Origin of the sequence: Roseomonas sp. FDAARGOS_362, assembly GCF_002754815.1 — a bacterium.
In the GTDB taxonomy this organism is placed as follows: domain Bacteria; phylum Pseudomonadota; class Alphaproteobacteria; order Acetobacterales; family Acetobacteraceae; genus Roseomonas; species Roseomonas mucosa.
In genome coordinates this window covers 495,254-518,038 of sequence record NZ_CP024588.1, presented here as the reverse complement: position 1 = coordinate 518,038, position 22,785 = coordinate 495,254, and the positions used below count along the sequence as shown (strand labels likewise).

Annotated in this window: 20 protein-coding genes and 1 pseudogene; 7 read left to right on the top strand and 14 right to left on the bottom strand. The window is 70.9% G+C overall.

Annotated features, from left to right (window positions below):
• Positions 1–71: 71 nt before the first annotated feature.
• From CTJ15_RS07170 to CTJ15_RS24290, 4 genes are read right to left on the bottom strand one after another with little or no spacing between them, the layout of a single operon-like run.
• Positions 72–1,262, bottom strand: a complete 1,191-nt coding sequence (locus tag CTJ15_RS07170; protein WP_019460078.1) for a hypothetical protein — start codon at positions 1,260–1,262, stop codon at positions 72–74.
• Positions 1,259–2,005: a hypothetical protein gene (locus CTJ15_RS07165; RefSeq protein ID WP_099781391.1), complete on the bottom strand. Its 747-nt coding sequence runs from the start codon at positions 2,003–2,005 to the stop codon at positions 1,259–1,261. Before CTJ15_RS07165 ends, CTJ15_RS07170 begins: the two co-directional genes overlap by 4 nt.
• Positions 2,002–5,211 carry a glycosyltransferase family 4 protein gene (locus CTJ15_RS07160; protein WP_193009648.1) on the bottom strand — a complete coding sequence of 1,070 codons (3,210 nt, stop codon included), beginning with the start codon at positions 5,209–5,211 and terminating at the stop codon, positions 2,002–2,004. The genes CTJ15_RS07165 and CTJ15_RS07160 overlap by 4 nt, the downstream gene beginning before the upstream one ends.
• Positions 5,211–6,947: a hypothetical protein gene (locus CTJ15_RS24290; protein ID WP_193009647.1), complete on the bottom strand. Its 1,737-nt coding sequence runs from the start codon at positions 6,945–6,947 to the stop codon at positions 5,211–5,213. Before CTJ15_RS24290 ends, CTJ15_RS07160 begins: the two co-directional genes overlap by 1 nt.
• A 308-nt stretch (positions 6,948–7,255) precedes the next feature.
• On the opposite strand from CTJ15_RS24290, the gene CTJ15_RS07155 reads away from it, so the two are divergent.
• Genes CTJ15_RS07155 through CTJ15_RS07145 form a run of 3 tightly spaced genes read left to right on the top strand, consistent with a single transcriptional unit; the run spans position 7,256 to position 9,600 of the window.
• Complete coding sequence (locus CTJ15_RS07155; RefSeq protein WP_019460076.1) at positions 7,256–8,290, top strand: Gfo/Idh/MocA family protein; 1,035 nt, start codon at positions 7,256–7,258, stop codon at positions 8,288–8,290.
• Between the two features lie 13 nt (positions 8,291–8,303).
• Positions 8,304–8,900, top strand: coding sequence for an SIS domain-containing protein (locus CTJ15_RS07150; protein WP_019460075.1), 597 nt, complete (start codon positions 8,304–8,306; stop codon positions 8,898–8,900).
• 4 nt (positions 8,901–8,904) lie between these two features.
• Positions 8,905–9,600, top strand: a complete 696-nt coding sequence (locus CTJ15_RS07145) for a cytidylyltransferase domain-containing protein (RefSeq protein WP_019460074.1) — start codon at positions 8,905–8,907, stop codon at positions 9,598–9,600.
• 67 nt (positions 9,601–9,667) lie between these two features.
• Here the strand turns inward: CTJ15_RS07145 and CTJ15_RS07140 are convergent, their stop codons facing one another.
• Both CTJ15_RS07140 and CTJ15_RS07135 read right to left on the bottom strand, forming a co-directional pair.
• Positions 9,668–10,453, bottom strand: a complete 786-nt coding sequence (locus tag CTJ15_RS07140; RefSeq protein ID WP_126281843.1) for a 2-keto-4-pentenoate hydratase — start codon at positions 10,451–10,453, stop codon at positions 9,668–9,670.
• The gene (locus tag CTJ15_RS07135; protein ID WP_019460072.1) at positions 10,450–11,178 is read right to left on the bottom strand and encodes an inositol monophosphatase family protein; all 729 of its coding nucleotides are present in this window, start codon (positions 11,176–11,178) and stop codon (positions 10,450–10,452) included. Before CTJ15_RS07135 ends, CTJ15_RS07140 begins: the two co-directional genes overlap by 4 nt.
• Positions 11,179–11,357: 179 nt before the next feature.
• Here CTJ15_RS07135 and CTJ15_RS07130 point away from each other — a divergent pair, with 179 nt between their 5' ends.
• The 4 genes and pseudogenes from CTJ15_RS07130 to CTJ15_RS07115 form a co-directional block, all read left to right on the top strand.
• On the top strand, positions 11,358–11,969 hold the full coding sequence (locus tag CTJ15_RS07130) for a metal-dependent hydrolase (protein WP_019460071.1): 612 nt from the start codon (positions 11,358–11,360) through the stop codon (positions 11,967–11,969).
• Positions 11,970–12,077: 108 nt separating this feature from the next.
• Positions 12,078–12,416 (top strand): hypothetical protein, encoded by a 339-nt coding sequence (locus tag CTJ15_RS07125; protein ID WP_216348583.1) that lies wholly within the window; start codon positions 12,078–12,080, stop codon positions 12,414–12,416.
• Positions 12,417–12,422: 6 nt separating this feature from the next.
• The gene (locus CTJ15_RS07120) at positions 12,423–13,358 is read left to right on the top strand and encodes an NAD(P)/FAD-dependent oxidoreductase (protein ID WP_099781389.1); all 936 of its coding nucleotides are present in this window, start codon (positions 12,423–12,425) and stop codon (positions 13,356–13,358) included.
• Positions 13,359–13,527: 169 nt separating this feature from the next.
• Positions 13,528–13,791: pseudogene (locus CTJ15_RS07115) on the top strand (HU family DNA-binding protein); the annotation flags it as partial.
• A gap of 171 nt (positions 13,792–13,962) precedes the next feature.
• On the opposite strand, the gene CTJ15_RS07110 reads toward CTJ15_RS07115, so the two are convergent.
• The 8 genes from CTJ15_RS07110 to dxr form a co-directional block, all read right to left on the bottom strand.
• A complete protein-coding gene (locus CTJ15_RS07110; protein WP_075821608.1) occupies positions 13,963–14,823 on the bottom strand; it encodes an LpxI family protein in 861 nt (286 codons plus the stop codon).
• Complete coding sequence (gene lpxA, locus CTJ15_RS07105) at positions 14,820–15,653, bottom strand: acyl-ACP--UDP-N-acetylglucosamine O-acyltransferase (RefSeq protein WP_075821607.1); 834 nt, start codon at positions 15,651–15,653, stop codon at positions 14,820–14,822. The genes CTJ15_RS07110 and lpxA overlap by 4 nt, the downstream gene beginning before the upstream one ends.
• Positions 15,650–16,129 (bottom strand): 3-hydroxyacyl-ACP dehydratase FabZ, encoded by a 480-nt coding sequence (fabZ, locus tag CTJ15_RS07100; protein ID WP_019460065.1) that lies wholly within the window; start codon positions 16,127–16,129, stop codon positions 15,650–15,652. Before fabZ ends, lpxA begins: the two co-directional genes overlap by 4 nt.
• Positions 16,126–17,163 carry a UDP-3-O-(3-hydroxymyristoyl)glucosamine N-acyltransferase gene (gene lpxD, locus CTJ15_RS07095; RefSeq protein WP_075821606.1) on the bottom strand — a complete coding sequence of 346 codons (1,038 nt, stop codon included), beginning with the start codon at positions 17,161–17,163 and terminating at the stop codon, positions 16,126–16,128. Before lpxD ends, fabZ begins: the two co-directional genes overlap by 4 nt.
• A 3-nt stretch (positions 17,164–17,166) precedes the next feature.
• Positions 17,167–17,934, bottom strand: a complete 768-nt coding sequence (locus CTJ15_RS07090; RefSeq protein WP_099782108.1) for an OmpH family outer membrane protein — start codon at positions 17,932–17,934, stop codon at positions 17,167–17,169.
• A 20-nt stretch (positions 17,935–17,954) separates the two neighbouring features.
• Positions 17,955–20,312: an outer membrane protein assembly factor BamA gene (gene bamA, locus CTJ15_RS07085; RefSeq protein ID WP_075821605.1), complete on the bottom strand. Its 2,358-nt coding sequence runs from the start codon at positions 20,310–20,312 to the stop codon at positions 17,955–17,957.
• A gap of 125 nt (positions 20,313–20,437) precedes the next feature.
• Complete coding sequence (gene rseP, locus CTJ15_RS07080) at positions 20,438–21,550, bottom strand: RIP metalloprotease RseP (protein ID WP_369923825.1); 1,113 nt, start codon at positions 21,548–21,550, stop codon at positions 20,438–20,440.
• Positions 21,551–21,604: 54 nt separating this feature from the next.
• The gene (gene dxr / locus CTJ15_RS07075) at positions 21,605–22,774 is read right to left on the bottom strand and encodes a 1-deoxy-D-xylulose-5-phosphate reductoisomerase (protein WP_075821603.1); all 1,170 of its coding nucleotides are present in this window, start codon (positions 22,772–22,774) and stop codon (positions 21,605–21,607) included.
• Positions 22,775–22,785 lie beyond the last annotated feature (11 nt).

Sequence of the window (22,785 nt, the reverse complement as noted above, 5' to 3'; positions counted from 1 at the left end):
GGGATTCCGTTCCGGCATCATATTTATGTTCCCGGCTCCTCCCCCCTCCGGCCCGGGTGGCCGGGCCAGGCTCAGAACAGGCTCTCGAAGCCGACCTTCGGGAAGGCGTCGAGATGCGTGCCCGGCGTGGCGTTCAGCACCTCCACCCCGTTCGCCGCGCCCCAGAGGCTGCAATAGCTGTAGCAGACCTCCGACCAGGCGGTACGCGGCGGCACGAAGATGCGGTTGCTGGTGTAGTTGTTGGTGAAGTGCGTCGGCCCCTGGGCGGTGTTACCTTCCCAGAAGTCGAAGCCGAGCCGCGTGCGCTTCACCAGCTCCTCCGGCGGGATATGCGCCGTCGGATTCGGGTCCTGCTCGTCCTGCCCGCGCCGGCGCACCTTGGCGATGGGGTAGGAATGGTCCACCCCCACCAGCACGACCGGGTTGCAGCCCATCATGACGGCAAGCTGGATCAGCACGATCGTCACGGTGAAGCTGTTGAACAGCATCGCCGGCGTTTCCCCGAACTGCGGGAAGCCCAGGATCTGCTCGCCGGCCAGGATCTCGCCCGGCATCGGCACCGGCACCTGGTTCGGCATGCGCAGGAAGCCGAGATACTCGAAGGGGATGAACTTGATGGAGTCCGCATCCATCCCCGCCTCGTACTCCTCGCGGTACATCTCGATCTGGAGCCGGTCCGAGATGGCCCAGTAGGGGAAGGCCAGTCCCCAGTCGGCATAGCCCATGAAGGAGCGGTTGGAGCCGAGGGCGATCTCCCCCTTCAGCCGCCCCATGTCGATCTGCCGCAGGCTGGGCCCGTTGCCGACCACGAAGGCGCGCTTGCCGGCATGGCGGTTGCGGAAGGTGTCCAGCAGCAGCGGCACCTCGATCCGCAGCTCCCGTGTCCGGCCCAGGAAGTGGAAGCGCCGGGCGCCGAGCGCGTGCATCACCCGCACCGCCGGATAGCGGTCGTTCCAGGCGGGCTGCTCCTCGCCGCTGAGGAAGACCATGGACATGCGTGCGGGCTCGCTGAGGATCACCGCCTCCCGCGCGCCCACCGGCCCCAGCAGCGGGCGCAGCCGCAGCGCCTCCGGCCGGTCCGGCGCGTCGGGGATGGCGTGGTGCGCCAGCCCGTGGCGCCGCGCGATGCCGGCGGCGATCGGCGCGTCCTCCTCATCCGACAGGATGACCGGCGCGCCGCCGCCGAAAAGGCGGTTCGGCGTCGCGCGCAGCCATTCCTCGGCCAGGTCGGCATCCGCCGCGTTCACATGGACGAACGTCATGCCGCCACCTTCGCCTTTTCCTTGTCCGCGGGTCTGGCCTCGGCGGGCTGCTTCGTGGCCTCGGGCGTGGCGGGCGCCGCCTCGGCGGGTGCGGCCACCTTGGCGGCCACGGCGGGTTTTCCGGGCTTTTCCGCCGCCGCGGGCTTGGTCCCGGCCTTGGGGGCGGCGGGCTTCGGCTCGGTGGCCTCGGCCGTCTTCACGGCGCCGGCAGGCTTCTCCGCCGGCTTGGGCTTTGCCTCCGCCTCGGGAGCGGTTGGCTTCGCCTTCTCCGCCGGTTTGCTGACGACGGCGGGCCTGGGGGCCAGCGGCCGGTCCACGACCAGCAGCAGCGGCCCGGCGAGGCGGGTGCCGTCCGGATGCGGCAGGCTGCGGGTCAGGCGCAGCTCCAGCCGCCCGGCCCCCGCTCCCTCCACCGGGGCCTCCAGCGCCACCACGTCGTCCAGCCCGGCGAACTCGGCCGGAACCGGCACGGGCCGCAGCGCCAGCGGCTTGCCTTCTAGCGCCACGGTCAGGGTGCCGAAGGGCGACAGGTCGGCGGGCGCGAGGAGCAGGCGGAGGCGACCGACCGGCTCCTCCACCGGCGGCAGGGTCAGCATGGCCGCCGGGGCGGGGCCGATCCGGCGCGACGGCAGGCCCTGGAGGAACTCCACCTCCCAGAAACCGGACAGGGTCAGGTTCTCCCGCAGCAGGACGCGGCGCGCCTCCGCCGCATGGGCCAGCGCGACGGGAAGCAGGGCGTTCATGCGGCCTCCGCAGTGGAAAGGGGCAGGGATTCGGCCTCGTCCCGGACCGCCCGCGCAGGCTCGATGGCCTCCAGCGCCGCATAGGGATCGCCCGGCAGGACCGGGACCGGCAGCATGCCGGAAGCCAGCTCCTTCGGCGTCACCAGCGGCCAGTGGCTGCCCGTCGCGGAAGCGCCGGCCAGGGCCAGCACGGGGACGCCCCGCGCCGCCATGGCGCCGCAGAAGGGCGCGACGCCCACTGCCGGGGCGAGGTCCACCACGGCGCGGACCGTGGCGGGCGCCAGCAGCGCGGAGGCCGCCCAGGCGACCGGCAGGTCGCGCGGCAGGCCGAGCCGGGCACGCAGGCTCTCGGTGGGCTCCAGCGGCGGCGCATCCACCACGCAGAGCAGCGACAGGCCCGCCTTGCGCAGCGGCGTGGCAAGGCGCGACAGGGCGTCGCGCAGCACCGCCGCTTCGGCCAGGGTGGCATCGAGCAGCAGCCAGGGTCCCTCTCCCAGCCCCTCCGGCGGCGCCATGCCGGGCAGGGCCAGGGCGCGCAGCAGCCCCGGCCCGTCCAGGCCGATCACCCCGGGCCCGGGCTGCATGCCGAAGCCCAGCCGCCCGGCCCGGAAAGCGCCCAGCTCCGCGCCGGGCAGCAGGGTGGTGGTGCGCAGCCCGTCGGGAATGGCGCTGCGCCGCTTGGCGCCGCGCATGATCACCCGCCCCAGACCCGGCTCGGCCGCGAGCAGAGCCAGGCTGTGCGCCAGGGCGTCTTCGCCCGGATGCAGGTCGTTCACCAGCAGCAGCCCGTCGCAGAGCTCCTGCCAGCGCGACAGGTCCGGGGTGAAGCCGTGCGGGTTGCCGTGCAGCAGCAGCAGCAGCGGCCCGCGCCGGCGCAGTTCGGCCAGCAGCGCCCGCTCCGCCGCGCCGCGCAGGTGGTCGAGGGTCGTCCCCTTCTCGATCACCACCAGGGTCACGCCGGAACCGGCATCCTCCAGCAGGCCGGGCGGCAGCCAGGCGAGATCGGCGCCGTAGCGCGCGCCCTTGCCCCGGCGCATCCGCGTCGGCGCGGTGGCGATCGCATGCGCCACCTCCCCGCCCCGGATGAACTCCACCCGAACCTCCTCCCCCGGCAGGTTCGGCGCCCGGCCGTTCAGGGCGAAGCCGGAATAGGCATCGCCATAGGCACGGTTCTTGTTGTGCAGGCCGGTCTGCAACCGGTCCGGCAGGGTCTCGCCCAGCAGCTCGCCGTCGAGCAGCACGCGGATCGCCTCCATGCGAGGGCGGGACAGGACATGGCCCTCCACCTCCAGCACGCCGTATTCGTCGAGGGCGACGCGCTTGAGCTCGGCCAGGACCGGCAGGCTGGTCGGGTCCTCGCCCTGCGCGAGATGCGGCTCCACCGCCCCCGGCGCGGCCTTCTCCCACTTCGCCGGCAGGGCCTGCACCGCGACGCCGGCGCGGCTGTAGCCGACCAGGGTGAAGGCGCCCGCCGCCTCCAGCATCCAGCTTTCCTCGGGGCCGAGATGGGCGCTGAAGCCCGGCGTCTGCTGCGGGAAGCCTTCCAGCTTGCCCATCACATCGGGCCGCGCCCGGCCGCCCTGCATCCAGACCCGGCGCGGCCCGGCGAAGCCTTCCAGCAGGAAGGGAACCGGCGCCCCGGCGGCCCAGCCATGCACCAGGCTGCTGCCGGCTTCGCGCAGGAACTTCATGCCGCCGCTGCGCCACCAGCTCGGCGGCTTGGCCGGCCGTGCCTTGGCCAGCTCCACCAGGTCATAGACCCGCGTGGCATGGTCCAGCACCTCGCCCGAGGCGGAAAGCACCACGGCGCTGACCTGCACCGCATGGCCCATGGCGACATGCGGGCGGACCAGCCCGAAGCCGCACTCCTCCGTGCCGATCCAGGGATTCTCCTTGAGCACGTCCTTGCGCACCATGCCGCGCACCGCCTCGCCGAGCAGCTCGCCATCCGCGCGCAGCACCACGCGCGCATCGGGCGGCGCGGCGGCCCAGCCCTTGATCTCCAGCAGCCAGCCCGGATGCATCACCGCCACGCCCAGGTTGAGGCGCTTGGGCTCCGGCCGCTTCGGCAGCTTCGCGGGGGTGGAAAGCTGCGGCTTCGGCGGCAGCGGCCTGGCCAGGAAGCGCTCCAGCTCCGCCAGCGCCGCTTGGCCGCAGCGCTCGACGGAGGAGACCGCCTCCACCACCTGCGGCAGGTACGCCCAGTCCTCGGGCGAGGATTTCATCACCCGCAGCACGCCCTCGCGCAGCTTCGCCACGTCGCCGACCGGCGCGGTGATCAGCGCGTCGCCGCAGACCTCCTTCACCACGTCCAGGTCGTAGCAGACGCAAGGCGTGCCCACGGTCAGCGCCTCGATCGGCGGCAGGCCATAGCCCTCGAACCAGGAGGGGTAGAGCAGCATCCGGGCGCGGCGCAGCTCGACGAATTTCTGCGTGTCGCTGGCCAGCGGATGCACCTCGACCTCGACGCCATAGCGGCGCGCCACCGGCACCAGCGCGTCGCGATAGGCCTCGTCCAGCTTCGGGCTGCCGACGATCAGCGACAGCGTCCAGCCGCGCATCTCCTCGCAGAGCACGTCGATCAGGTCGCCCGCGCCCTTGTGCGGGTCGCGCGGCCGCACGAAGCTCAGGATGCGCTTCTCGCGGTACTGCACCGCCGCCCGCGCCGCCGCGTCGAGGTTGATCGGCTGGTGCCAGTGGCCGAATTCCAGCCGCTCGTCATCGTACCAGAGGCGCGCGTACTTCTCGGATTCGCGGGAATTGCTGAGGATCAGCACGCCGTTCTCGGCGACATCCTCGGTGGCCAGCTTCCATTCGCGCCACAGCACCTCGTCGCGCGGCACCGGCACGGCGGCGTTGAACCAGTTCGGCGTCTCGAAGTTGAAGATGCACATCCGCGCCCCGCGCCGCTGCGCGAAGCCGCGCGCGCCGACATAGACCATGCGGTCCAGCGACTGCGTCGGGATCAGCACCACCACGTCGAAGCGCCCTTCCGGCAGCGCCGTCAGGAAGTCCTTGGTGACATGGATGCCGATCCGGCCCGGCCGCCCGAAGGCGTGCAGGTCCTCGTGAAAGACGGGGACGTGGTTGGTGACGAAGGCCACGTCGGCCCCGGCGCGGGCGAGGCACTGCGCCAGCACATAGGCCGCGAGCCGGCCGCCGCCGTAGTTGCCGGGCGCGTTGGTGACAAAGATCGCGACCCGCATCAGGCGGCCCTCCTCCGATCGCGTGCGAAGACCCGGATGCCATCCGCCTCCAGCCGACGGAGCGCGGGGGCCAGGGCGGCCTCCTCGGCCGGCGGGATGGCCAGGCGCAGCGAGACGCAGCCGGCATGCAACACGAAGGCCAGCAGCGGCAGCAGCCGGGAGGGCGCGGCCGGCGTTCCGGCGAACAGGGGAGCGGCCAGTTCCGCCCCGTAGCCGATCGTCGCCCCCATGCCCCTTGCCGGCGGCCGGCCCCAGAAGGCGGGCGCCCGCGCATCGAACAGGCTGGCGAGGCGTCCCCGGCGCGGATCGCCGGCCCAGCCGAGTTCCACCACATCCGCCTCCAGCCCCGCCTCGCCGCCGGCGAGGAGCACCAGGTCCTCCTCGCTGGGCGAGGGGCGGTAGACGGCGGCGTCGGCCAGCAGCGCGATCCCGCCCGCCCGGATGCCGCGCAGCGCCGCCAGGGCGCGCCGGTCGGCGGTCGAGGGACCCGGCAGCAGCGGAACGGCTTCCAGGCCCCATTCCTCGACAATGGCGCCGAGCGCTTCCCCCTCCGCGCCGACGGCCGGCACCAGAAGGCGCTCCACACCGTCGCGCATGGCGCGGGCCAGGGGCTTCACGCCGGATGCTGTGCCGCCACCCAGGGCATAGAGCCGGCCCTGGGCCAGTCTCGATAGTTCCCCGGTCAGGGTGTCGCCCTCCGTGCCGTCCACCAGCAGGCCGGTCCGCCCCTCGCCCTCCGGATCGGCGAGGCGTGCCTCCAGCACCAGCTGACGCAGGGCGCGGTCCAGGGCCTCGGCCGAGGGGCTCGCCATGGGCAGGCCCAGCCCGCGTGCCAGCCCCGTGGTCGGCGCCCCGTCCCGCAGCACCAGGGTCGGCACCTCCGGACAGAGACGGGACAGGCTGGCGCGCAGCGGTTCGGAGGACAGGATGACGCGGATGCCGCGCAGCCTGTCGCGCATCTGCCCCACCAGCTTCTGCCGGTGCTGCGGGATATAGACCAAGCGTGGCGCCGTCACCGCCTCGGCGGGCAGCAGGCAGGCACGCGGGAAGGCCAGCGCGGGCTTGCCGAAGCGTTGCAGCAGTTGCGGGGTTTCGGCCAGCAGCAGCGCGGGCAGGCGCACACCTTCGGCGGGCTTGGCAATCCGCAGCATCACTTGTTCCAGCGCCGGGTCGCCGGGGAACGGCTCCCACTCGGAGGCCGGCAGGCCACGCGCCGGCACCGCCAGCATCGCCAAGTCGAAATGGGCCAGCATCCGGGCCGTGGCGCCGGAGAAGCCCGCGGCATCGGACACCAGCAGGAGCCAGGGGGAATGCCCCTCCGCGCGCAACCCTCCGCCCAGGGCACAGAGCCGGTCCCAGCCCTCGCCCTCGGTGTCCGTGGCGAGGAACAGCACCACGGCGCCCGGCCCTTCGCGCAGGGCGGCCACGGCATCGGCCCGGCGCGAAACCAGGGCTGGCGACGGGCGGTTCGCGGCCAGCGGACCAAGGCAGCCATGCGGCCGCAGGGCAAGATCGTGACGCCCATCCTTCGTGGTGACCGTCAGGACCGGCGCGGCATCGCGCTCCGCCAGATGCAGCCTGGCCTCGAAGCGGCCCCCGTCCAGCGGGTGCACCACCTCCGGCGGCCCCTGGCCGGTATCGAGCAGGACGCTCTCGATCTTCGTGCCCGTCGCGTTCATCCGCAACGTGAAGAAGCCGGCCTCGTCGAGGCTGGCCTCGATGACCTGCCCTGGCATGGCTGTATCAGGGCAGCCCTCACCCTCGGATTCGTAAGCGGTCATGTCCGGTTGTCGGCGCTCGCGGAACATTGAAGTTGCACCTTTCAGCATGCCCACAACCATAGCAAGGGTTAATCACGTTTAAGTAAATAGACGGACGCGAACGCTTCCATTGTCTCAACTAATGAGAAGCTTTCTAAAGGTTTTACACACTAAATGGTTGTGTCATGCAATCTTGCGGTGCAAAATAACCCTTAGTTTACCCACCCATGGTTGTCGCCCCCTGGGTCGTCAACCCGGGCAGCCACCAAAAAGGGACTCACCGCATGAAAGTGGGGATCATCGGCTACGGGAAGATGGGGCAGATCCGGGCCGACGCCATCGAGGCCGGGCGGCACGCGGAGATCGCCACCGTCTTCGACACGGTACGGCTACCCGACTGCCCGTATCCCTATGCCGCCTCGGCCGAGGAGATCATCGCCGATCCCAGCCTCGACGCGGTCTTCGTCTGCACGCCGAACTGGCTGAACCGCCCCCTGACCATCGCCGCCCTGCGGGCCGGAAAGCACGTGTTCTGCGAGAAGCCGCCCTGCTTCAACGGCACCGAGATGCGCGAGATCATCGGTGTCGAGCAGGAATGCGGCCGGGTCCTGATGTACGGCTTCAACCATCGCCACCACGGCGCGATCCTGCGCATGAAGGAGATGGTCGAGGAAGGCGAGTTCGGCCGGATCCTCTGGATGCGCGGCCGCTACGGCAAGAGCGTGGACGGCGACTACCTGAAGGGCTGGCGCGCCGACCGGAGCCTCGCCGGCGGCGGCATCCTGCTCGACCAGGGCATCCACATGCTCGACCTGTTGCTGCACCTGAACGGGCGTCCGTTCGACGAGGTGCAGGCCATGGTCTCCAACCTCTACTGGAAGACGCCGGGCATCGAGGACAACGTCTTCGCCCTGATGCGCGACAGCGCCACAGGCTGCGCCGTCTCCTTCCACTCGACCATGACGCAGTGGCGCCACCTCTTCTCGCTCGAGGTCTTCCTGGAGCGCGGCTACCTCACGCTGAACGGGCTCAAGACCTCCTCCGGCACCTATGGCGAGGAAGTCCTGACCATCGCGCGCAACCGCGCCAGGGCGCCGGCCGCGAGCTTCGACAGCGAGGAGAAGATCCACTTCGAGGTGGATGCCTCCTGGCAGCGCGAGGTGGACGCCTTCTTCGAGTCGGTTCGCACCGGCTCGGCCGTCACCTACGGCTCCTCGGCGCAGGCGCTGCAGGTGCTCGACCTGATCGACCGCATCTACGCCCATGAACGGCACGAATCCGCCGATCTGCGCGAGATGCTCCTGGGACATGCGGACTGAGGGGAAGAGAGTGATGGACACCAACGTCAAGGACGCCGTCGTGACCAATGACTGGCACGGCTGGCTCGAGAACTACTTCCAGCGCTACACGTCGGAGGCCTTCGACGAGAAGCACTACCCGGCGCTGATCGCCTTCCGCGATCTCTGCCTCAAGATCCGCGCCAGCAAGAACAAGCTGCTCTTCGCCGGCAACGGCGCCTCGGCCTCGATCTCCTCGCACGGCGCGGTGGACTTCACCAAGCAGGGCCGGGTCCGCGCGGTGGACTTCAACGAGCCCAACCTGATCACCTGCTTCGCCAACGACTACGGCTATGAGAACTGGATCTGGCGCGCCATGGAGCGCTATGCCGATCCGGGCGACGCGGTGGTGCTGATCTCCGTCAGCGGCACCTCGCCGAATGCCGTGAAGGCCGCCGAATGGGCCCGCAGGAACGACGTCAGCGTCGTCACCTTCACCGGCAAGTCGCCGGAGAACCCGCTGAAGGCGCAAGGCGACATCAACTTCCACATCCCCTCGGGCGCCTACAACGTGGTCGAGGGCGTGCACAACATCTGGCTGACCACCGTCGTCGACATGCTGGTCGGCGAGGCCGAGTACAGCGTGGTCTGACGCCATGCGCATCCTGGCCATGATCCCTGCCCGCATGGGCAGCCAGCGCCTGAAGCAGAAGAACCTCAAGGAGATCCGCGGCGCGCCGCTGATCGCGCATGCGATCCGCAAGTGCCAGGAGGCCGGGGTCTTCGACGAGATCTGGGTGAATTCGGAGCATCCGGCCTTCGGGCCGGTGGCGCTGGCCGAAGGCGCCCGCTTCCACCAGCGCCCGGAGCATCTCGGCTCCAACACCGCGACCTCCGAGCAGTTCGTCGCGGAGTTCCTGGAGAAGCGCACCTGCGACGCGGTGGTGCAGGTGCATTCCATCGCGCCGCTGCTGACGGCGGAGGAGGTCCGCTCCTTCGTCAACCGGCTGCGCGAGGGGCAGGAGGACGCGCTGATGAGCGTCATCCACGAGAACCTGGAATGCATGCATCGCGGCGCGCCGGTGAACTTCACCTTCGCCGAGAAGACCAACAGCCAGGACCTGCTGCCGGTCGAGCGGATCACCTGGTCGATCACCGGCTGGCGGCGCGAGACCTATCTGGAGGCCTTCGCCGCCGGACGCTGCGCCACCTATTCCGGCCGCATCGGCACCTGGCCGGTGGGCCGGATGGCCGGGCACGTGATCAAGACGCAGGAGGATTTCGACATCGCCGAGGCGCTCTGGGACACGGTCCACCGTCCCGCCGCGGCGCTGGATGCCGCCGCCGCCTGACGGCGCGATGCATCACCCGACAGGAAGCGCCGGGAGGGAGACCTCCCGGCGCTTCGTCCTTTCCGGCTCAGGCCGGAACCCGCATCTCCACCGCGCCGAAACGGCCGAAGGAGGCGCGCACCAGTCCGGGCCGCGGCGGCTGCAGGCAGCCGGTGCAGGAACCGGTCAGCACGTACTGCCCCGTCTGGATCGTGTAGCCGCGCGCATTGGCCAGGGCCACGAAGGCCACGGTGGCGCCGAAGGGCCCGCCTTCCACCAGCGCACCAGTGCCCGACGCCGCCTCGGCTCCGTCGAAGCTCACCGACACCCGCAGATCCAGCAGCTCCTCCGGCGTCCAGTCCGCGACGCCCTCCCCGACGATGCCGAGGCCCGAGGCGCCGTTGTCGGCGATCAGGCCGAAGGCGCCGAACTGCCCCAGCGCGGCGAAGCGGGTCTGCGGCACCTCGATCGCGGGATGCACGCCCGTGATCGCCGCCCGCACCTCCTCCGCCGACCAGGGCGCGCCGCGCGGATCAAGGTCGCGGCCGAAGCGGAAGGCGATCTCGCTCTCCACCCCGGCCTGCGGCAGGTCCGACGCGGGCGGCTCGGCGCCGGAAGGCAGCACACGCTCCGCCGGCAGCACGCCGAAGAAGCCGCGTTCCAGCCCGAAGCCCTCGCGCACCGACTTCACCGTGGCGCCCAGCTTCCAGGCCCCGATCTTCCGGATCGTTCCCGCCACCACCGCGTCCTGCACCGCCTCGGCCTCCGCCAGGCTGGCCGGGATCTCGGCCGGCTGCGGCGCCAGGACGGCGCGGTCCCGCACCGCCGCGATCAGCTTCGCCGCCAGCGCGCGGCGCTCCGCCAACCCGCTCACGAGGGTGCCCTCCCCGTCACGGCGCGCACATGCATCGGCCCGCCGACCTCGCCGGTGACGGCGATCTCGCCGCCCGCGGCCTCCACCAGCGCGCAGCCGGCGGCGACGTCGTACCAGTTGATGCCTTCCTCCTCGTAGCCGTCGAAGCGCCCGCAGGCGACCCAGGCCAGGGAGAGCGCGGCGCTGCCGATCATGCGGATCTTGGTCCAGCCCTCGAAGCGGCCGATCACCCGCGCCAGGCCCTCGGGCGAATGGTCCGCCTTGGCGGGCAGGCCGGTGGACAGCACCGCGCGTGGCCGGGCCGGCGGCTCGACCGGCATGCCGTCCTGGCGGAAGCCCAGCCCCGGTCCGCCGGAGAAGAGCTCGTCCCGGTTGAAGTCGTAGATCGCGCCCAGCACCGCCTTGTCGTCGCGGCACAGCGCCACGGAGACGCAGCAGAGCGGCACGCCCCGGAAGAAGTTCCACGACCCGTCCAGCGGGTCCACCGCCCACCAGGCCTCGCCCGGCGCCGGCTGGCCGCCGATCCAGCCGGCCTCCTCGCTGAGCACCGGAAAGGGCGCGGCCTCGCGCAGCGCGGCGATGATCAGGGCCTCGGAGGCCTTGTCCTGCTGAAGTTTGATGTCCCGGCCGATGGCGGATTCCGCCACGCCGCCGCCGGCGCGCAGCAGATCCCGGCTCACCCTTGCGGCCGACTCGGCCAGGGCGAGAGCTGTCAGGTTGTCCATGCGCCCAGTTTGCGCCAGCGGGACGGGCAAGGACAGTGCGGAACACGCGCAGGACCGGAATCGGGCGCGTTTCGCACAGGAATCGCATGGTTTCCGAGAAAAACGTCGGGATTCAGCCTTGTAGGCCGATTCTTTGAGACCTAATCTCAAGCAGGTTCAACAAGGACGCAGCCACCGGCATGATGGCGGGGTCGCATATCGCGCTCGGCGCCGCGGCCTGGCTGGTGGCGGCACCGAAATTCGGCCTTCCCGCCGTGGATGCCGCCTCCCTGGGGCTTGCCGTGCTCGGCGCCTTGTTGCCGGATATCGACCATCCGAAATCCTGGGTCGGCAAGCGCACGCGGCCGGTCTCCAATGTCATCGGCTGGATCTTCGGCCATCGCGGCATCACCCATTCCGCCCTGGCCGTCGCGGCCTGCTTCGTGCTGCTGCTGCAGACCGACCTGCCGCGCTGGGTGATGGCGCCTCTGCTGGTGGGCTATCTCTCGCATCTGGTGGCGGACCTGCTCACGCCCGGCGGGCTGCGCCTCGCCTGGCCGATGAAGGGCACCTGGTCCCTGCCCCTCTGCCGGACCGGCTCCGCCTTCGAGCCGCTGGTGGTGGCGCTGATCCTGAGTTGCGCGGGCTGCGGAACCTTCGGCAAGCCGGACCTCGCTTCCGGCTGGCGGGCCGCCGGACTCTGCCGGGTCTGGCAGGGCTACGAGGGCTTCCGTCCCTGCACGCCGGAGCGGGAGCAGCGCGCCCATCCCGTGGAGCGGGCCATGGCGGGGCGCTTCGCCAACCGTTCCTGAAGCGGGCGCCGCGCGGCGATTCGCGTGGCGGGCAAACCTCCCCGTCGTGCCGGGCGTTCCAGAGGGCGGACAGCCGCTCCAAGCCCCATGTCCGAGGGAGGCCACACGATGCCGCAACCGCCAAGCAAGCCGATACCCGCATGGCGCAGCCTGCCCCGGCTCGCCGGGCTTCTCGCCCTCCTGTCCGGACCTGCCCTGGCGCAGGCTCCCTCGCCCACGACGCCCGGCAGCCCCTACGCCCCCATGCCGGAACCTTCCGCGCCGGGTCGGAATGCCGCGCCGGAGCGCTCCAACCCCATGCCGCGCAGCGGGGTGATCCAGCCGCCCGCGACCGGCCGGGTGGACCCGGGAATCCACACCACCGTTCCCGATCCCCGGCCCAATACCACGCCGGTCATCCCGCCGCCCGGCTCGCCCGGCGGCAATCCGCAGATCCAGCCGCGCTAGGGCACCATGGCAGATCCAAGGCGCGTGGAGACGGAAGCCGGATGGGAGGTCGTGGTGGTCGGCGCCGGGCCTGCGGGCCTGAGCGCCGCCCTGATCCTGGGGCGCTGCGACCGCCGTACGCTGGTCTGCGATTCGGGGCAGCACCGCAATGCCGCCGCCAAGGCCATGCGCGGCTATCTCGGGCGCGACGGCACGCCACCGTCCGAGATGCTGCGAATCGCGCAGCAGGAGATCGCCCGCTATCCCAGCGTTTCCGTGCAACAGGTGACGGCAACGAAAGCCGTGCGGCAGGACGACGGTGCCTTCCGCCTGGAGCTCTCCGATGGCCGGGTGGTCGTCGCGCCGAAGCTGATCCTCGCCACCGGGGTGGTGGACCAGTTGCCGCCGCTGGAGGGCCTGGACGCCGTCTGGGGGCGAAGCGCCTGGCGCTGCCCCATCTGCGACGGCTGGGAGCACCGCGGACGCCCGCTGGCCGTCCATGGCAACAGCGAGGACGCGGTGCGCTTCGCCCTGGAGATCCGGCACTGGACGCCGGATCTCGTGCTCTGCACCGATGGGCCGCCGGAATACCCGGACCGCTGGGGGAAGCGCCTGGAAGGCCAGGGCATCGCGATCAGGACGGACCGCATCGCACGGCTCGAATCTGAGGCAGGAAACCTTTCGGCCATCCTCTTCGCGCAGGGCGACCGGCTGCCGCGCGAAGGGCTTTTCCTTGCCACGCCGTGGCGCCAACGCTGCGATCTCGCCGAGGCGCTGGGTTGCGAGATGACGGAACACGACACAGCCCGCACCGGACGGCACGAGGCGAGCACAGTGCCCGGCCTCTATCTCGCGGGCGATATCGCCGGGGGCTATCAGCTTGCGGTCGTCGCCGCCGCGCAGGGCGCCACGGCGGCCGTCGCCGTCAACACGGAGCTGATTCGCGATGGGTTGCGCGACTGACCTCCGATCGCCGCTTTCGCAGTGCACAAAAGGCATCCCGCCCATCATCCCCTCGCCGCGGGGGCGCGGGGAAGCGGTGGAAGATGCGATTCCCTTGATGTTTACTCGCATCTGACCGAGACAGCGTGAAACGGCTGCGTTATGGAAGCCGCACTACTGGAGGGGTTGCATGAGCAAGAAGTTCCTCACTGGCGTGATCGTGGAGTCCAGCGAGATGACCGGCGTTGCCGCCAACCGGCTGGCGACCGATCTCATCGAGGCGATCAAGAAGGAGATCATCGAGACCGGCCGCTTCTCGCTGCCGGAGTTCGGTTCCTTCAGCGTCCGCGAGACGCCCAAGCGGACCGCGCTGAACCCGCGCACCGGCGAGAAGGTCGCCGTGAAGGCCGGCGCCACCGTGCGATTCAAGCCTTCGCCGGCCCTGAAGGAATCGGCGCTGGCCGGGCTGAAGAAGGCCAAGCGCAAGGCCGCCCGCAGCGCGGGCAGCAGCGCGAGCTGATCCGGAGCCGCCGGCCGGCCATCGTCCCGATACGCCAGCCGGCGGCCGCTTTCCGCGGCACGGCCCGGGATATCCCGGACGCCGCGCAAAGACGGGCCACCGGGCTCAGCCGCCGGCGTAATCCTCGGGCCTGATGGCCAGGAGGAAGATCCCGTTCCCGTCCGCGAGGCGGACCATCTCCTCCCGCTGGATCACCAGCGCTCCCCGCGCCTCGAAGGCGATTCCCGCCAGCCCGGCCTGTATCGCCATCCGCACCGTGGCCGGCCCGAGCGAAGGCATGTCCAGGCTGCGGTCCTGCTGCGGCTTTACCAGCTTCACCAGCACACCGCCCCGGCCCTCCCGCCGCAGCGCGCCGCAGCGGGCGATCAGCGCATCCGTGCCCTCGATCCCCTCGACGCCCAGCACGAGGCCCTGCTGCACCACGGCCCCCTGCCCCACATCGAGCCGGCCCAACGCCTGCACCACCGCAACGCCGCGGCGGACATCCTCCCGGTGCCCCGCATCCGGAGCGACATGGCCGAGCAGGCCCGGCGGCACCTGCAACCCGTCCAGCACCGAATCCGGCCCGACCAGCGAGAAGCCCTCCTCCGTCAGGACCTTCCGCAGCGCGCTCAGCAGCCCGTCATCGCCGGAAAAGGCGCGCGCGCCGATCCGGGCGAGGTAGCGCGCCGTCGCCGCATCCGGTCGCAGCGACAGCAGCGAGGGGCGGCGCACATGGCCGCAAAGCACCAGCTCGCGTACCCCCTCACCCCGCAGCCAGGGGATCGAAGAGCCCAGGGCACCGAAACGCAGCCGCAGGGACGGATAGCCGACCCAGGCGGCGGGATCGGCGAAACCCTCCAGCAGCACGGGACGCACTTCCCGCCCCGCCGCCCGGGCGGTAGCGGCGACGCGGAGCGGCAACTCCCCTTCCCCGGCGAAGATGCCCAGAGGGGGGGCATGGGAGGCCGCGGCCGGCGAGGTCACGCGGCCTCGCCCGACGCCTCGTCCTCGCGCAGCCCATGCACGCGGGCGCGCATCAGGCCGCGGCGGCTGTGCGTGTCCATGAAGGCCAGGATCTCGGCCACCGCCGGGTCCTCGCCCCAGCTCGCCCGGGTCCGCGCCAGGCGTTCGGAGAAGACGCCGTCGCCCGCGAAAAGGCTCCGCACCGCCGCCCGCAAGGCATGGATGCGAGGTCGCGAGAAGCCGCGGCGCTTCAGCCCGATCAGGTTCAGGCCGGTCAGCCGCGCCCGGTCGCCCAGGCAGGCGCCATAGGGAATGACGTCCGCCTCGACGCCGCTCATGCCGCCGATCACCGCCTGCCGGCCGATGCGAACGAACTGGTGCACCGCCGCGCCGCCACCGACGAAGACCGTGTCGCCGATCTCCACATGGCCGCCGAGCATGACGTTGTTGGCCAGGATCACGTTGTCCGACAGCTGGCAGTCATGGCCGACATGGGCGCAGGCCATGATCAGGCAGTTGTCGCCGATGCGGGTGAGGCCATGGCCGCCGACGCTGCCGCGATGGATCGTCGAATGCTCGCGAAAAGTGCAGCGGGCACCGATCTCCACGCGCGTGGGCTCGCCCTTGTACTTCAGGTCCTGCGGCGGCAGGCCGACCGAGGCGAAGGGCATGAGCTTCGTGCCCGGCCCGATCCGCGTGTCGCCGTCCACGACGGCGTGGGAGACGAGCTCGACGCCCTCCTCCAGCACCGCCTGGGCGCTGACGCTGCACCAGGGGCCGATCTTGACGCCGGCGCCCAGCCGGGCCCCCTCGGCGACGATAGCGCTGGGATGGATCTCTGCCACGCTCACTTGTCCAGAATCATCGCGGCATAGGTGGCCTCGGCCACGACCGTGCCATCGACCTTGGCTTCCGCATTGAACTTCCACACATTCCCGCGCTGCCGCTCCTTCACCACATGGATGCGGAGCTGGTCGCCCGGGACCACGGGACGGCGGAACTTCGCGCCCTCGACGCTCATGAAATAGACCAGCTTGCCATTCGCGGAGGGCCCCAGCGTCCGCACCACCAGCACGGCCGCCGTCTGCGCCATGCTTTCGATGATCAGCACGCCCGGCATCACCGGATGGCGTGGGAAATGGCCCTGGAAGAAGTTCTCGTTGACCGTGACGTTCTTGATGCCGATGGCGCGCTCGCCCAGCACCACCTCCACCATGCGGTCCACGAGGAGCAGGGGATAGCGATGCGGGATCGCCTCCATGATCTGCGCGATATCGAAAGTCTCGAAGGTCTCGCCCTCGGCCCGCGGCTCTTCCTGCCCGCTCATTCTGTCCTGTCCGTTGAAACCTTCTTGGCGGCCAGGCGGCGCACCGCCGCGAAGCCGCGCATGGCGTCCCGCGCCGGCATGGCCGGGCTGCCCAGAACGTCCATGCCTGCCGGCACATCATTCATGACGCCCGCCTGCGCGCCGATACGCGCCTTTGTTCCGATTGAGAGATGTCCCGTCAAGCCTGCCTGCGCGGCCACGGTCACATAGTCGCCCAGGACCGTGGAGCCGGAGATTCCCGCCTGTCCCACGATGATGCAGCCGCGCCCGGTGCGGACATTATGGCCGATCATCACGAGGTTGTCGGTCCGGGTTCCCGCGCCGAGGACCGTATCGCCCGCCGCCCCGCGATCGACACAGGAATTCGCACCGATCTCGACGTGATCTTCCAGCACCACGCGCCCCAATTGCGGAACGGTGACGAAGTTCCCGGATGGATCGGGGACGAAGCCGAAGCCCTCGTTTCCCACCCGCGCGCCCTGGTGCAGCACCACCCCGTTCCCGGCCAGGCAGAAATAGGCGCTGGCCTGGGCATGGATGCGGCAGCCCGCACCGAAGACGCAGTTCGGGCCGATCACGGCATGTGGCCCGACGATGCAGCCGGGCCCCAGCTTCGCGCCCTCGCCGATCACGGCATAGGGACCGATCTCGGACCTTTCGCCGATCTCCGCGCCCTCCCCCACCACGGCGGTCGGGTGGATGCCCGGGCGCGGCACCGGCGGCGGATGGAACAGCCCGGCGATCCTGGCGAAGGCCAGTTGTGGCGAGCGTGCCAGCAGCACGGCAGCCTGCTCCGGGACATCCGCCTGCATCGCGGCGGCGACGATCACCGCCCCCGCCCGCGTCGCCCGCAGGGCGTCGCGGTTGCGCCGCCCCTCGGCGAAGGCGATCTCGCCCGGCCCGGCCTGGTCCAGCGGCGCCACGTCCGTCAGGGAGAAAGCGGGGTCGCCGCGCAGGATCTCGGCGCCGCCGGCGCGCGCAACCTCCTCCAGCGTCCGCGTCCCGGCATGGATATGGAAGCGCGGGTCCGCCATGGCTTAGCGGCGTTGCTGTGCCGGCTTGGCCGCCTGCGGCTCGGCCTGCGCCGCGGGCGCCGCCTCTTCCTTGGCCAGGGTCACGCTGCGCAGCGCCTTGTTCAGCTGCTGGCTGATCTCGTCCGTCAGGTCGAAGGGCGGATCGTTATAGATCACCAGCGGCCGCGGCAGGACCAGGTTGACCTTATGGTTCGCCGCAACCTGCCGCACCACCCCGGCCAGGGCGCGCTCGATCTCGTTCAGCGCCGTCTGCGCCGCCTGCTCGATGGCGCGGGAACGGTCACGGAAGACGCGCTGGCTCTCGGTGATCTTCTCCTGCAACTCACGCTCGCGGTTGCGCAGCGCCTCCGGCGGGTTGCGCTGCTGGTCCGGCGTCAGGGCGGCGCGTTCCTGCTGCAACTGCTGCTGTGCGTCGCGCCAGCCCGCCTGCTCCTTCTGCAGGTCCTCGTTCAGCTTCTGCCGGCGGCGCTCGATCTCCTCGCGCACCCCGTTGAAGGCGGTGGAGTTGCGCTGCACCTCCGGCACATCCACCACGCCGATGATCGCATCGGGCGGAGCCTGGCCGGGGGCGAGCGCCGGGCGTCCGGCGGCCGGCTGCGCCGCCGGACGCTGCGCGGGCTGCTGCGCCGGGCGCTGCTGCTGTGCCGGCTGGGCGGGGCGGGTCTGCTGCTGACCCTGCGGCACGAACCAGTCCTGCGCCTGGGCCGGCATGGCCCATTGGGTGGCGGGAATCAGGACGGCCAGGGCGGCGAGAGCGGTGCGCGCCTTCATCATCGATACTCCGGAGATTCTCAGAAACGGGTGCCGAAGCCGAAGCGGAACACCTGCGTCTGGTCGTAGGACTTCTTCACCACGGGCGCGGCGAAGTCGAGGTTGATCAGACCGAAGGGACTGGCCCAGGAGATGCCGGCGCCCGCGCCCACGCGCGGGGAGCTGTCGCTCAACACCCCATCGCCCTTGTCGGACTGGCTCAGGGCGCCGACATCCACGAAGGTCCGGCCGGTGATGCCCAGCTCGTCCGGGATCGGCAGCGGGAAGCGGAACTCGGTGGACTGGGTCCAGAGGAAGCGGCCGCCCAGGGATTCGTCGTTCTGCACGCCGCTCACGATGGAGCGGTCGCGCGGGCCGACACCCGCCACCTCGAAGCCGCGCAGGTTCTCGCCGCCCAGGAAGAAGCGGTCAACGATCAGGTCCTTGCCGCCGCCCCAGGTCTGCAGGTAGCCGACGCTGCCGCTGATCGCGAGGACGTATTTCGGATCGCCCAGCAGCTTCTCGAAGGGCACGTAAACGGCACCGTCGCCGCGCCAGCGGACGTATTTCGCGTCGCCGCCGATGCCGGCGAAATCCGTGCCGAAGCGCAGCACGTAGCCGCGCGACGGGTCGAGACGGGAGTCGCGCTTGTCCCAGGTCAGGGTCTGGCCCAGCTGCGACAGCAGCGTCTTGCCCTTCTGCTCCAGGATGTACTTGCTGGTGACGTCGTTGCTGATGTCGAAGATGTTTCGCTGCGACAGGGTGTAGGTCCAAGACTGGCGCAGGAACTCGTTGAACTCGTAGCCGGCGCGCAGCGCGAAGCCGTAGCGGCGCTCCTCGTAGCCCGAATAGTCGCGCAGGTCGCGGGTCACGTAGAAGACGTCGGCGCCGACGGCGAGGTTGCGGTCCAGGAAGGACGGGTCGGTGACCGAGGCGTCGATCGAGGAGCGGCGCTGCGCGATGGTGCCGTTGATGCGCGCATCGATGCCGGTGCCGAGCAGGTTGCGCTCGCGCAGGCCGATATCGGCGAGCGCGCCCGCATCCGTCGAGTAGCCGCCGCCGAGGCTGATCTCGCCGGTGGCCTTTTCCGAGACCCCGGCATTGACGATCACCCGGTCCGGCGCCGAGCCGGGCGAGGTGGTGATGTTCACGTCGTTGAAGTAGCCGAGGTCGCGGACGCGCTGGCGGGAGCGGCGGATCTGCGCGGCGTTGAAGGGGTCGCCCTCGGCGACGCGGAACTCGCGGCGGATGACCCGGTCCTGCGTCCGGGTGTTGCCGGTGATGTCGATGCGGTCGACATAGAGCCGCTCGCCCTCGCGCACGTCGAAGGTGATCTCGACCGTGCCCTTTTCGCGGTCGCGCTGGATGCGCGGCTGGGCCTCGGCGAAGGGCGCGCCCAGCTCGTTGGCGCGGTCCTGGATCGCCTGGACGGCGTTCTCCACCGCCTCTCCGTCATACCAGTCGCCGCGGGAGAGATTGATCTCGGGGCGGAGCTGCTCCGGCTTGATGTTGCGCAGCTGCGAGGTCACCTCGATCTTGGAGACGCGGTAGCGCTTGCCCTCGTTGATCGTATAGGTGACGAAGAAGCCGGAACGGTCCGGTGCCAGCTCGGCCGTCGCGGCCGTCACCTGCACGTCGGCATAGCCGTGGCGGAGGTAGTAGCGGCGCAGCAGCTCGCGGTCGAAGTTCAGCCGGTCCGGATCGTAGGAGTCCGAAGAGCTGAAGGGGCGGTACCAGGCGGCCTCGCGGCTGGCCACGATCTCCTTCAGCCGGCTGTCCGAGAAGGCCTCGTTGCCGACGAAGTTGATCCGGCCGATCAGCGCGGTCTCGTTCTCCTTGATCTCGAAGACGACATCGACGCGGTTCTGCGGCAGCTCGATGACCTTCGGCTCCACCGTGGCGGCGAAGCGGCCGCGGCGGGCATAGAGCTCCAGGATCTTCTCCCGGTCGGACTGGGCCGCCTGGGGCGTGAAGACCGCCCGCGGGCGGATGGAGACCAGCGGCTGCAGCTGGTCGTCGGAGATCTTGCGATTGCCCTCGAAGGCCACCCGGTTGACGATCGGGTTCTCCTGCACCCGCACCACGACGCGGTCCCCCTGGCGTCCGACCTGCACGTCCCGGAACAGGCCGGTCGCGAAGAGGGTTCGGAGCGATCGGTCCAGCTGTTCCGAATCGAAGCGGTCGCCCGGCTGGAGCAGCATGTAGGAGCGGATGGTATCCGCCTCGATACGCTGGTTTCCGACGACATCGATGCCACTGACGGTGCCCTGCCCCACGCCCTGTCGGGGAGCGGCGGCCGGGGTGCCGGCGCGGCCGCGCTGCGGCTGGGCGCTGGCGGGGGTCACGAGCACGGGGACGAGGCAGGTAGCAGCGAGAAGCAGGGCGCGTGTGGCGTTCAAGTTCCAGGTTCCGAGCCGGCATTTCCCGCCCGGTCCCCTAGAGGGCCGGACGGGGGCGGGCGCAAACTAGCGGCAACCCCCCGGGAACGCCAACCCCGTCTCAACAACCAAGGCGAAGCGTATGGTTATCCAGCCAGCCCTGTGATCCATCGGACAACGCCCAGATGGCTCAGGTCGTTCCAGGTCGAGAAGATGAACAGGGCCGCCAGCACCGCCAGCCCGGCCCGCAGCCCGTATTCCATGGCCCGCGGGGGCAGCGGCCGGCCGCGAATCGCCTCTGCCGCGTAGAAGACCAGGTGCCCGCCATCCAGGACCGGGATGGGGAAGAGGTTGATCAGGCCCAGGTTCACCGAGAGCACGGCGATGAAGGTGATCAGGCTGGGCAGGCCCAGGGCCGCCGCCTGCCCGGAGATCTGCGCGATCCGCAGCGGGCCGCCCAGATCGTCCGTGCCGCGCTGGCGGGTGATCATCTGCCAGACCCCGACCAGCGTCTGCCGCGAAACCTCGAAGGTATTGGCCACGCCCCCCCAGAGCGCCTGCACCGGGTTCATCCGCTCGAAGCTCGGCGCCCCGGCCGCGATGCCCAGCACGCCGACCGGCGCCGCCCCGTCGCGCTGCCGCGATTCTGGGGTGGCGGAGACGGTCAGCTCCTCCGTCCCGCGCCGCACCGACAGGGTGATGGGCTGGCCCGGATGCGGCTCGATCCGGCTCTGCAGGTCCGTGAAGCGGCTGACCGGCTGGCCATCCACCGAGAGGATCGTGTCCCCCGCCTGGAGCCCCGCCCGCTCGGCGGCGCTGCCGGCCACCACCGTGCCGACATTGGCGTTCATCACCGGCTGGCCGACGCTCATGAAGAGCCCGGCGAAGAGCACCGCCGCCAGCAGGAAATTGGCGATGGGCCCGGCCGCCACCACGATGGCCCGGTCGAGCACCGGCTTGTCGTGGAAGGTCTCGCCCGGGCGCCACGCCGCCCGCACCGCCGGGTCCACGTCGCCCGGCTGCTCCTGCCCGTGCAGCTTCACATAGCCGCCCAGGGGCAGCCAGCCGATGCGCCATTCCGTGCCGCGCCGGTCGGTCCAGCGGGCCAGGGCCTGGCCGAAGCCGATGGAGAAGCGCTCGACATAGACCCCGCGCCAGCGCGCGGCCCAGTAGTGCCCGGCCTCATGGATGAAGACCAGCACGCCCAGCACCACCACGAAGGCCAGGATCGTCCGGCCAGAGCCCAGCAATGCGTCCAACTCAGTGTCCTCTCAGGGTCTCGCCCCCGAAATCCTCATATGGGCTGGCCCCGCCTAGGCAGCCATCCCCATCCGCTCCGCCTCTTCCCCGGCCATCCGCCGCGCCTCCCCGTCCAGCGCCAGCACGGCCTCCAGATCGGGGATCGCCGGCGCGCCGAGCCGCTCCATCACCGCCTCCACCACGCGGGCGATGTCCAGGAAGCCCAGCCGCCGGCCGAGGAAACGTGCCACCGCGACCTCGTTGGCGGCATTCAGGATGGTGGGAGCGCCGCCGCCCGCGGACAAGGCTTCCCGCACCAGCCGCAGCGCCGGGAAACGTTCCGGATCGGGCGGAAAGAATTCGAGACGTCCCAGCGCCGCCAGATCCAGCCGCCCGACATCCACATGGCGCCGCCCTGGCCAGGACAGCGCATGGGCGATCGGGGTCCGCATGTCCGGCGTGCCCAGCTGGGCGATCAACGAGCCGTCGGCATACTGCACCAGCCCGTGCACGGTGGATTGCGGATGCACCAGCACCTCGATCCGCTCATGCGGCACGGGGAAGAGATGCGACGCCTCGATCACCTCCAGCCCCTTGTTGAACAAGGTGGCGCTGTCGATGCTGATCTTGGCGCCCATGCTCCAGACCGGGTGCCGGATGGCCGCCTCCGGCGTCGCCACCGCCATCTCGGCTAGGCTGGCTTGGCGGAAGGGGCCGCCCGAGGCAGTCAGGATGATCTTCTCCGGTGCCGAGGGCTGGTGCGCGTCGAGTGCCTGGAAGATCGCGTTGTGCTCGGAATCCACCGGCAGCAGCAGCGCCCCGGCCTCCCGTGCCACCCGCATCACGATCGCCCCGGCGCAGACCAGGCTCTCCTTGTTGGCCAGCGCCAGGGTGCCGCCGCGCCGCAGCGCCGCCAGCGTCGGGCGCAGCCCCGCCGCGCCAACCACCGCCGCCATGGTCCAGTCCGCCGGGCGGGCCGCGGCCTCCAGCACCGCAGCCTCCCCGGCGGCGCAGGCGATGCCGCTGCCCGCCAAGGCCTCGCGCAGCACCGGCAGGCAGCTCTCGTCGGCCAGGACGGCGATGGCGGGGCGCAGGCGCAGCGCCTGCTCCGCCAGGGCCCGGGCGTCGCGCCCGGCCACCAGGGCCTCGACCGCGAACTCGCCCGGCGCGGCCGCCTCCAGCAGCGCCACCGTGCTCTTTCCCACCGAGCCCGTGGAGCCCAGAACCGTGATCCGTCGCGTCATCGCCCCTGCGT

Excerpts from the sequence above, each read along its gene's own strand:
- CTJ15_RS07155 (WP_019460076.1), top strand. The coding sequence starts at position 7,256 with ATGAAAGTGGGGATCATCGGCTACGGGAAGATGGGGCAGATCCGGGCC.
- CTJ15_RS07120 (WP_099781389.1), top strand. The coding sequence starts at position 12,423 with ATGGCAGATCCAAGGCGCGTGGAGACGGAAGCCGGATGGGAGGTCGTG.
- CTJ15_RS07160 (WP_193009648.1), bottom strand. The coding sequence starts at position 5,211 with ATGCGGGTCGCGATCTTTGTCACCAACGCGCCCGGCAACTACGGCGGC.
- CTJ15_RS07090 (WP_099782108.1), bottom strand. The coding sequence starts at position 17,934 with ATGAAGGCGCGCACCGCTCTCGCCGCCCTGGCCGTCCTGATTCCCGCC.
- CTJ15_RS24290 (WP_193009647.1), bottom strand. The coding sequence starts at position 6,947 with ATGCCAGGGCAGGTCATCGAGGCCAGCCTCGACGAGGCCGGCTTCTTC.
- CTJ15_RS07170 (WP_019460078.1), bottom strand. The coding sequence starts at position 1,262 with ATGACGTTCGTCCATGTGAACGCGGCGGATGCCGACCTGGCCGAGGAA.
- CTJ15_RS07125 (WP_216348583.1), top strand. The coding sequence starts at position 12,078 with ATGCCGCAACCGCCAAGCAAGCCGATACCCGCATGGCGCAGCCTGCCC.
- CTJ15_RS07130 (WP_019460071.1), top strand. The coding sequence starts at position 11,358 with ATGATGGCGGGGTCGCATATCGCGCTCGGCGCCGCGGCCTGGCTGGTG.
- CTJ15_RS07135 (WP_019460072.1), bottom strand. The coding sequence starts at position 11,178 with ATGGACAACCTGACAGCTCTCGCCCTGGCCGAGTCGGCCGCAAGGGTG.
- dxr (WP_075821603.1), bottom strand. The coding sequence starts at position 22,774 with ATGACGCGACGGATCACGGTTCTGGGCTCCACGGGCTCGGTGGGAAAG.
- CTJ15_RS07150 (WP_019460075.1), top strand. The coding sequence starts at position 8,304 with ATGGACACCAACGTCAAGGACGCCGTCGTGACCAATGACTGGCACGGC.
- lpxD (WP_075821606.1), bottom strand. The coding sequence starts at position 17,163 with ATGGCGGACCCGCGCTTCCATATCCATGCCGGGACGCGGACGCTGGAG.
- fabZ (WP_019460065.1), bottom strand. The coding sequence starts at position 16,129 with ATGAGCGGGCAGGAAGAGCCGCGGGCCGAGGGCGAGACCTTCGAGACT.
- CTJ15_RS07145 (WP_019460074.1), top strand. The coding sequence starts at position 8,905 with ATGCGCATCCTGGCCATGATCCCTGCCCGCATGGGCAGCCAGCGCCTG.
- CTJ15_RS07165 (WP_099781391.1), bottom strand. The coding sequence starts at position 2,005 with ATGAACGCCCTGCTTCCCGTCGCGCTGGCCCATGCGGCGGAGGCGCGC.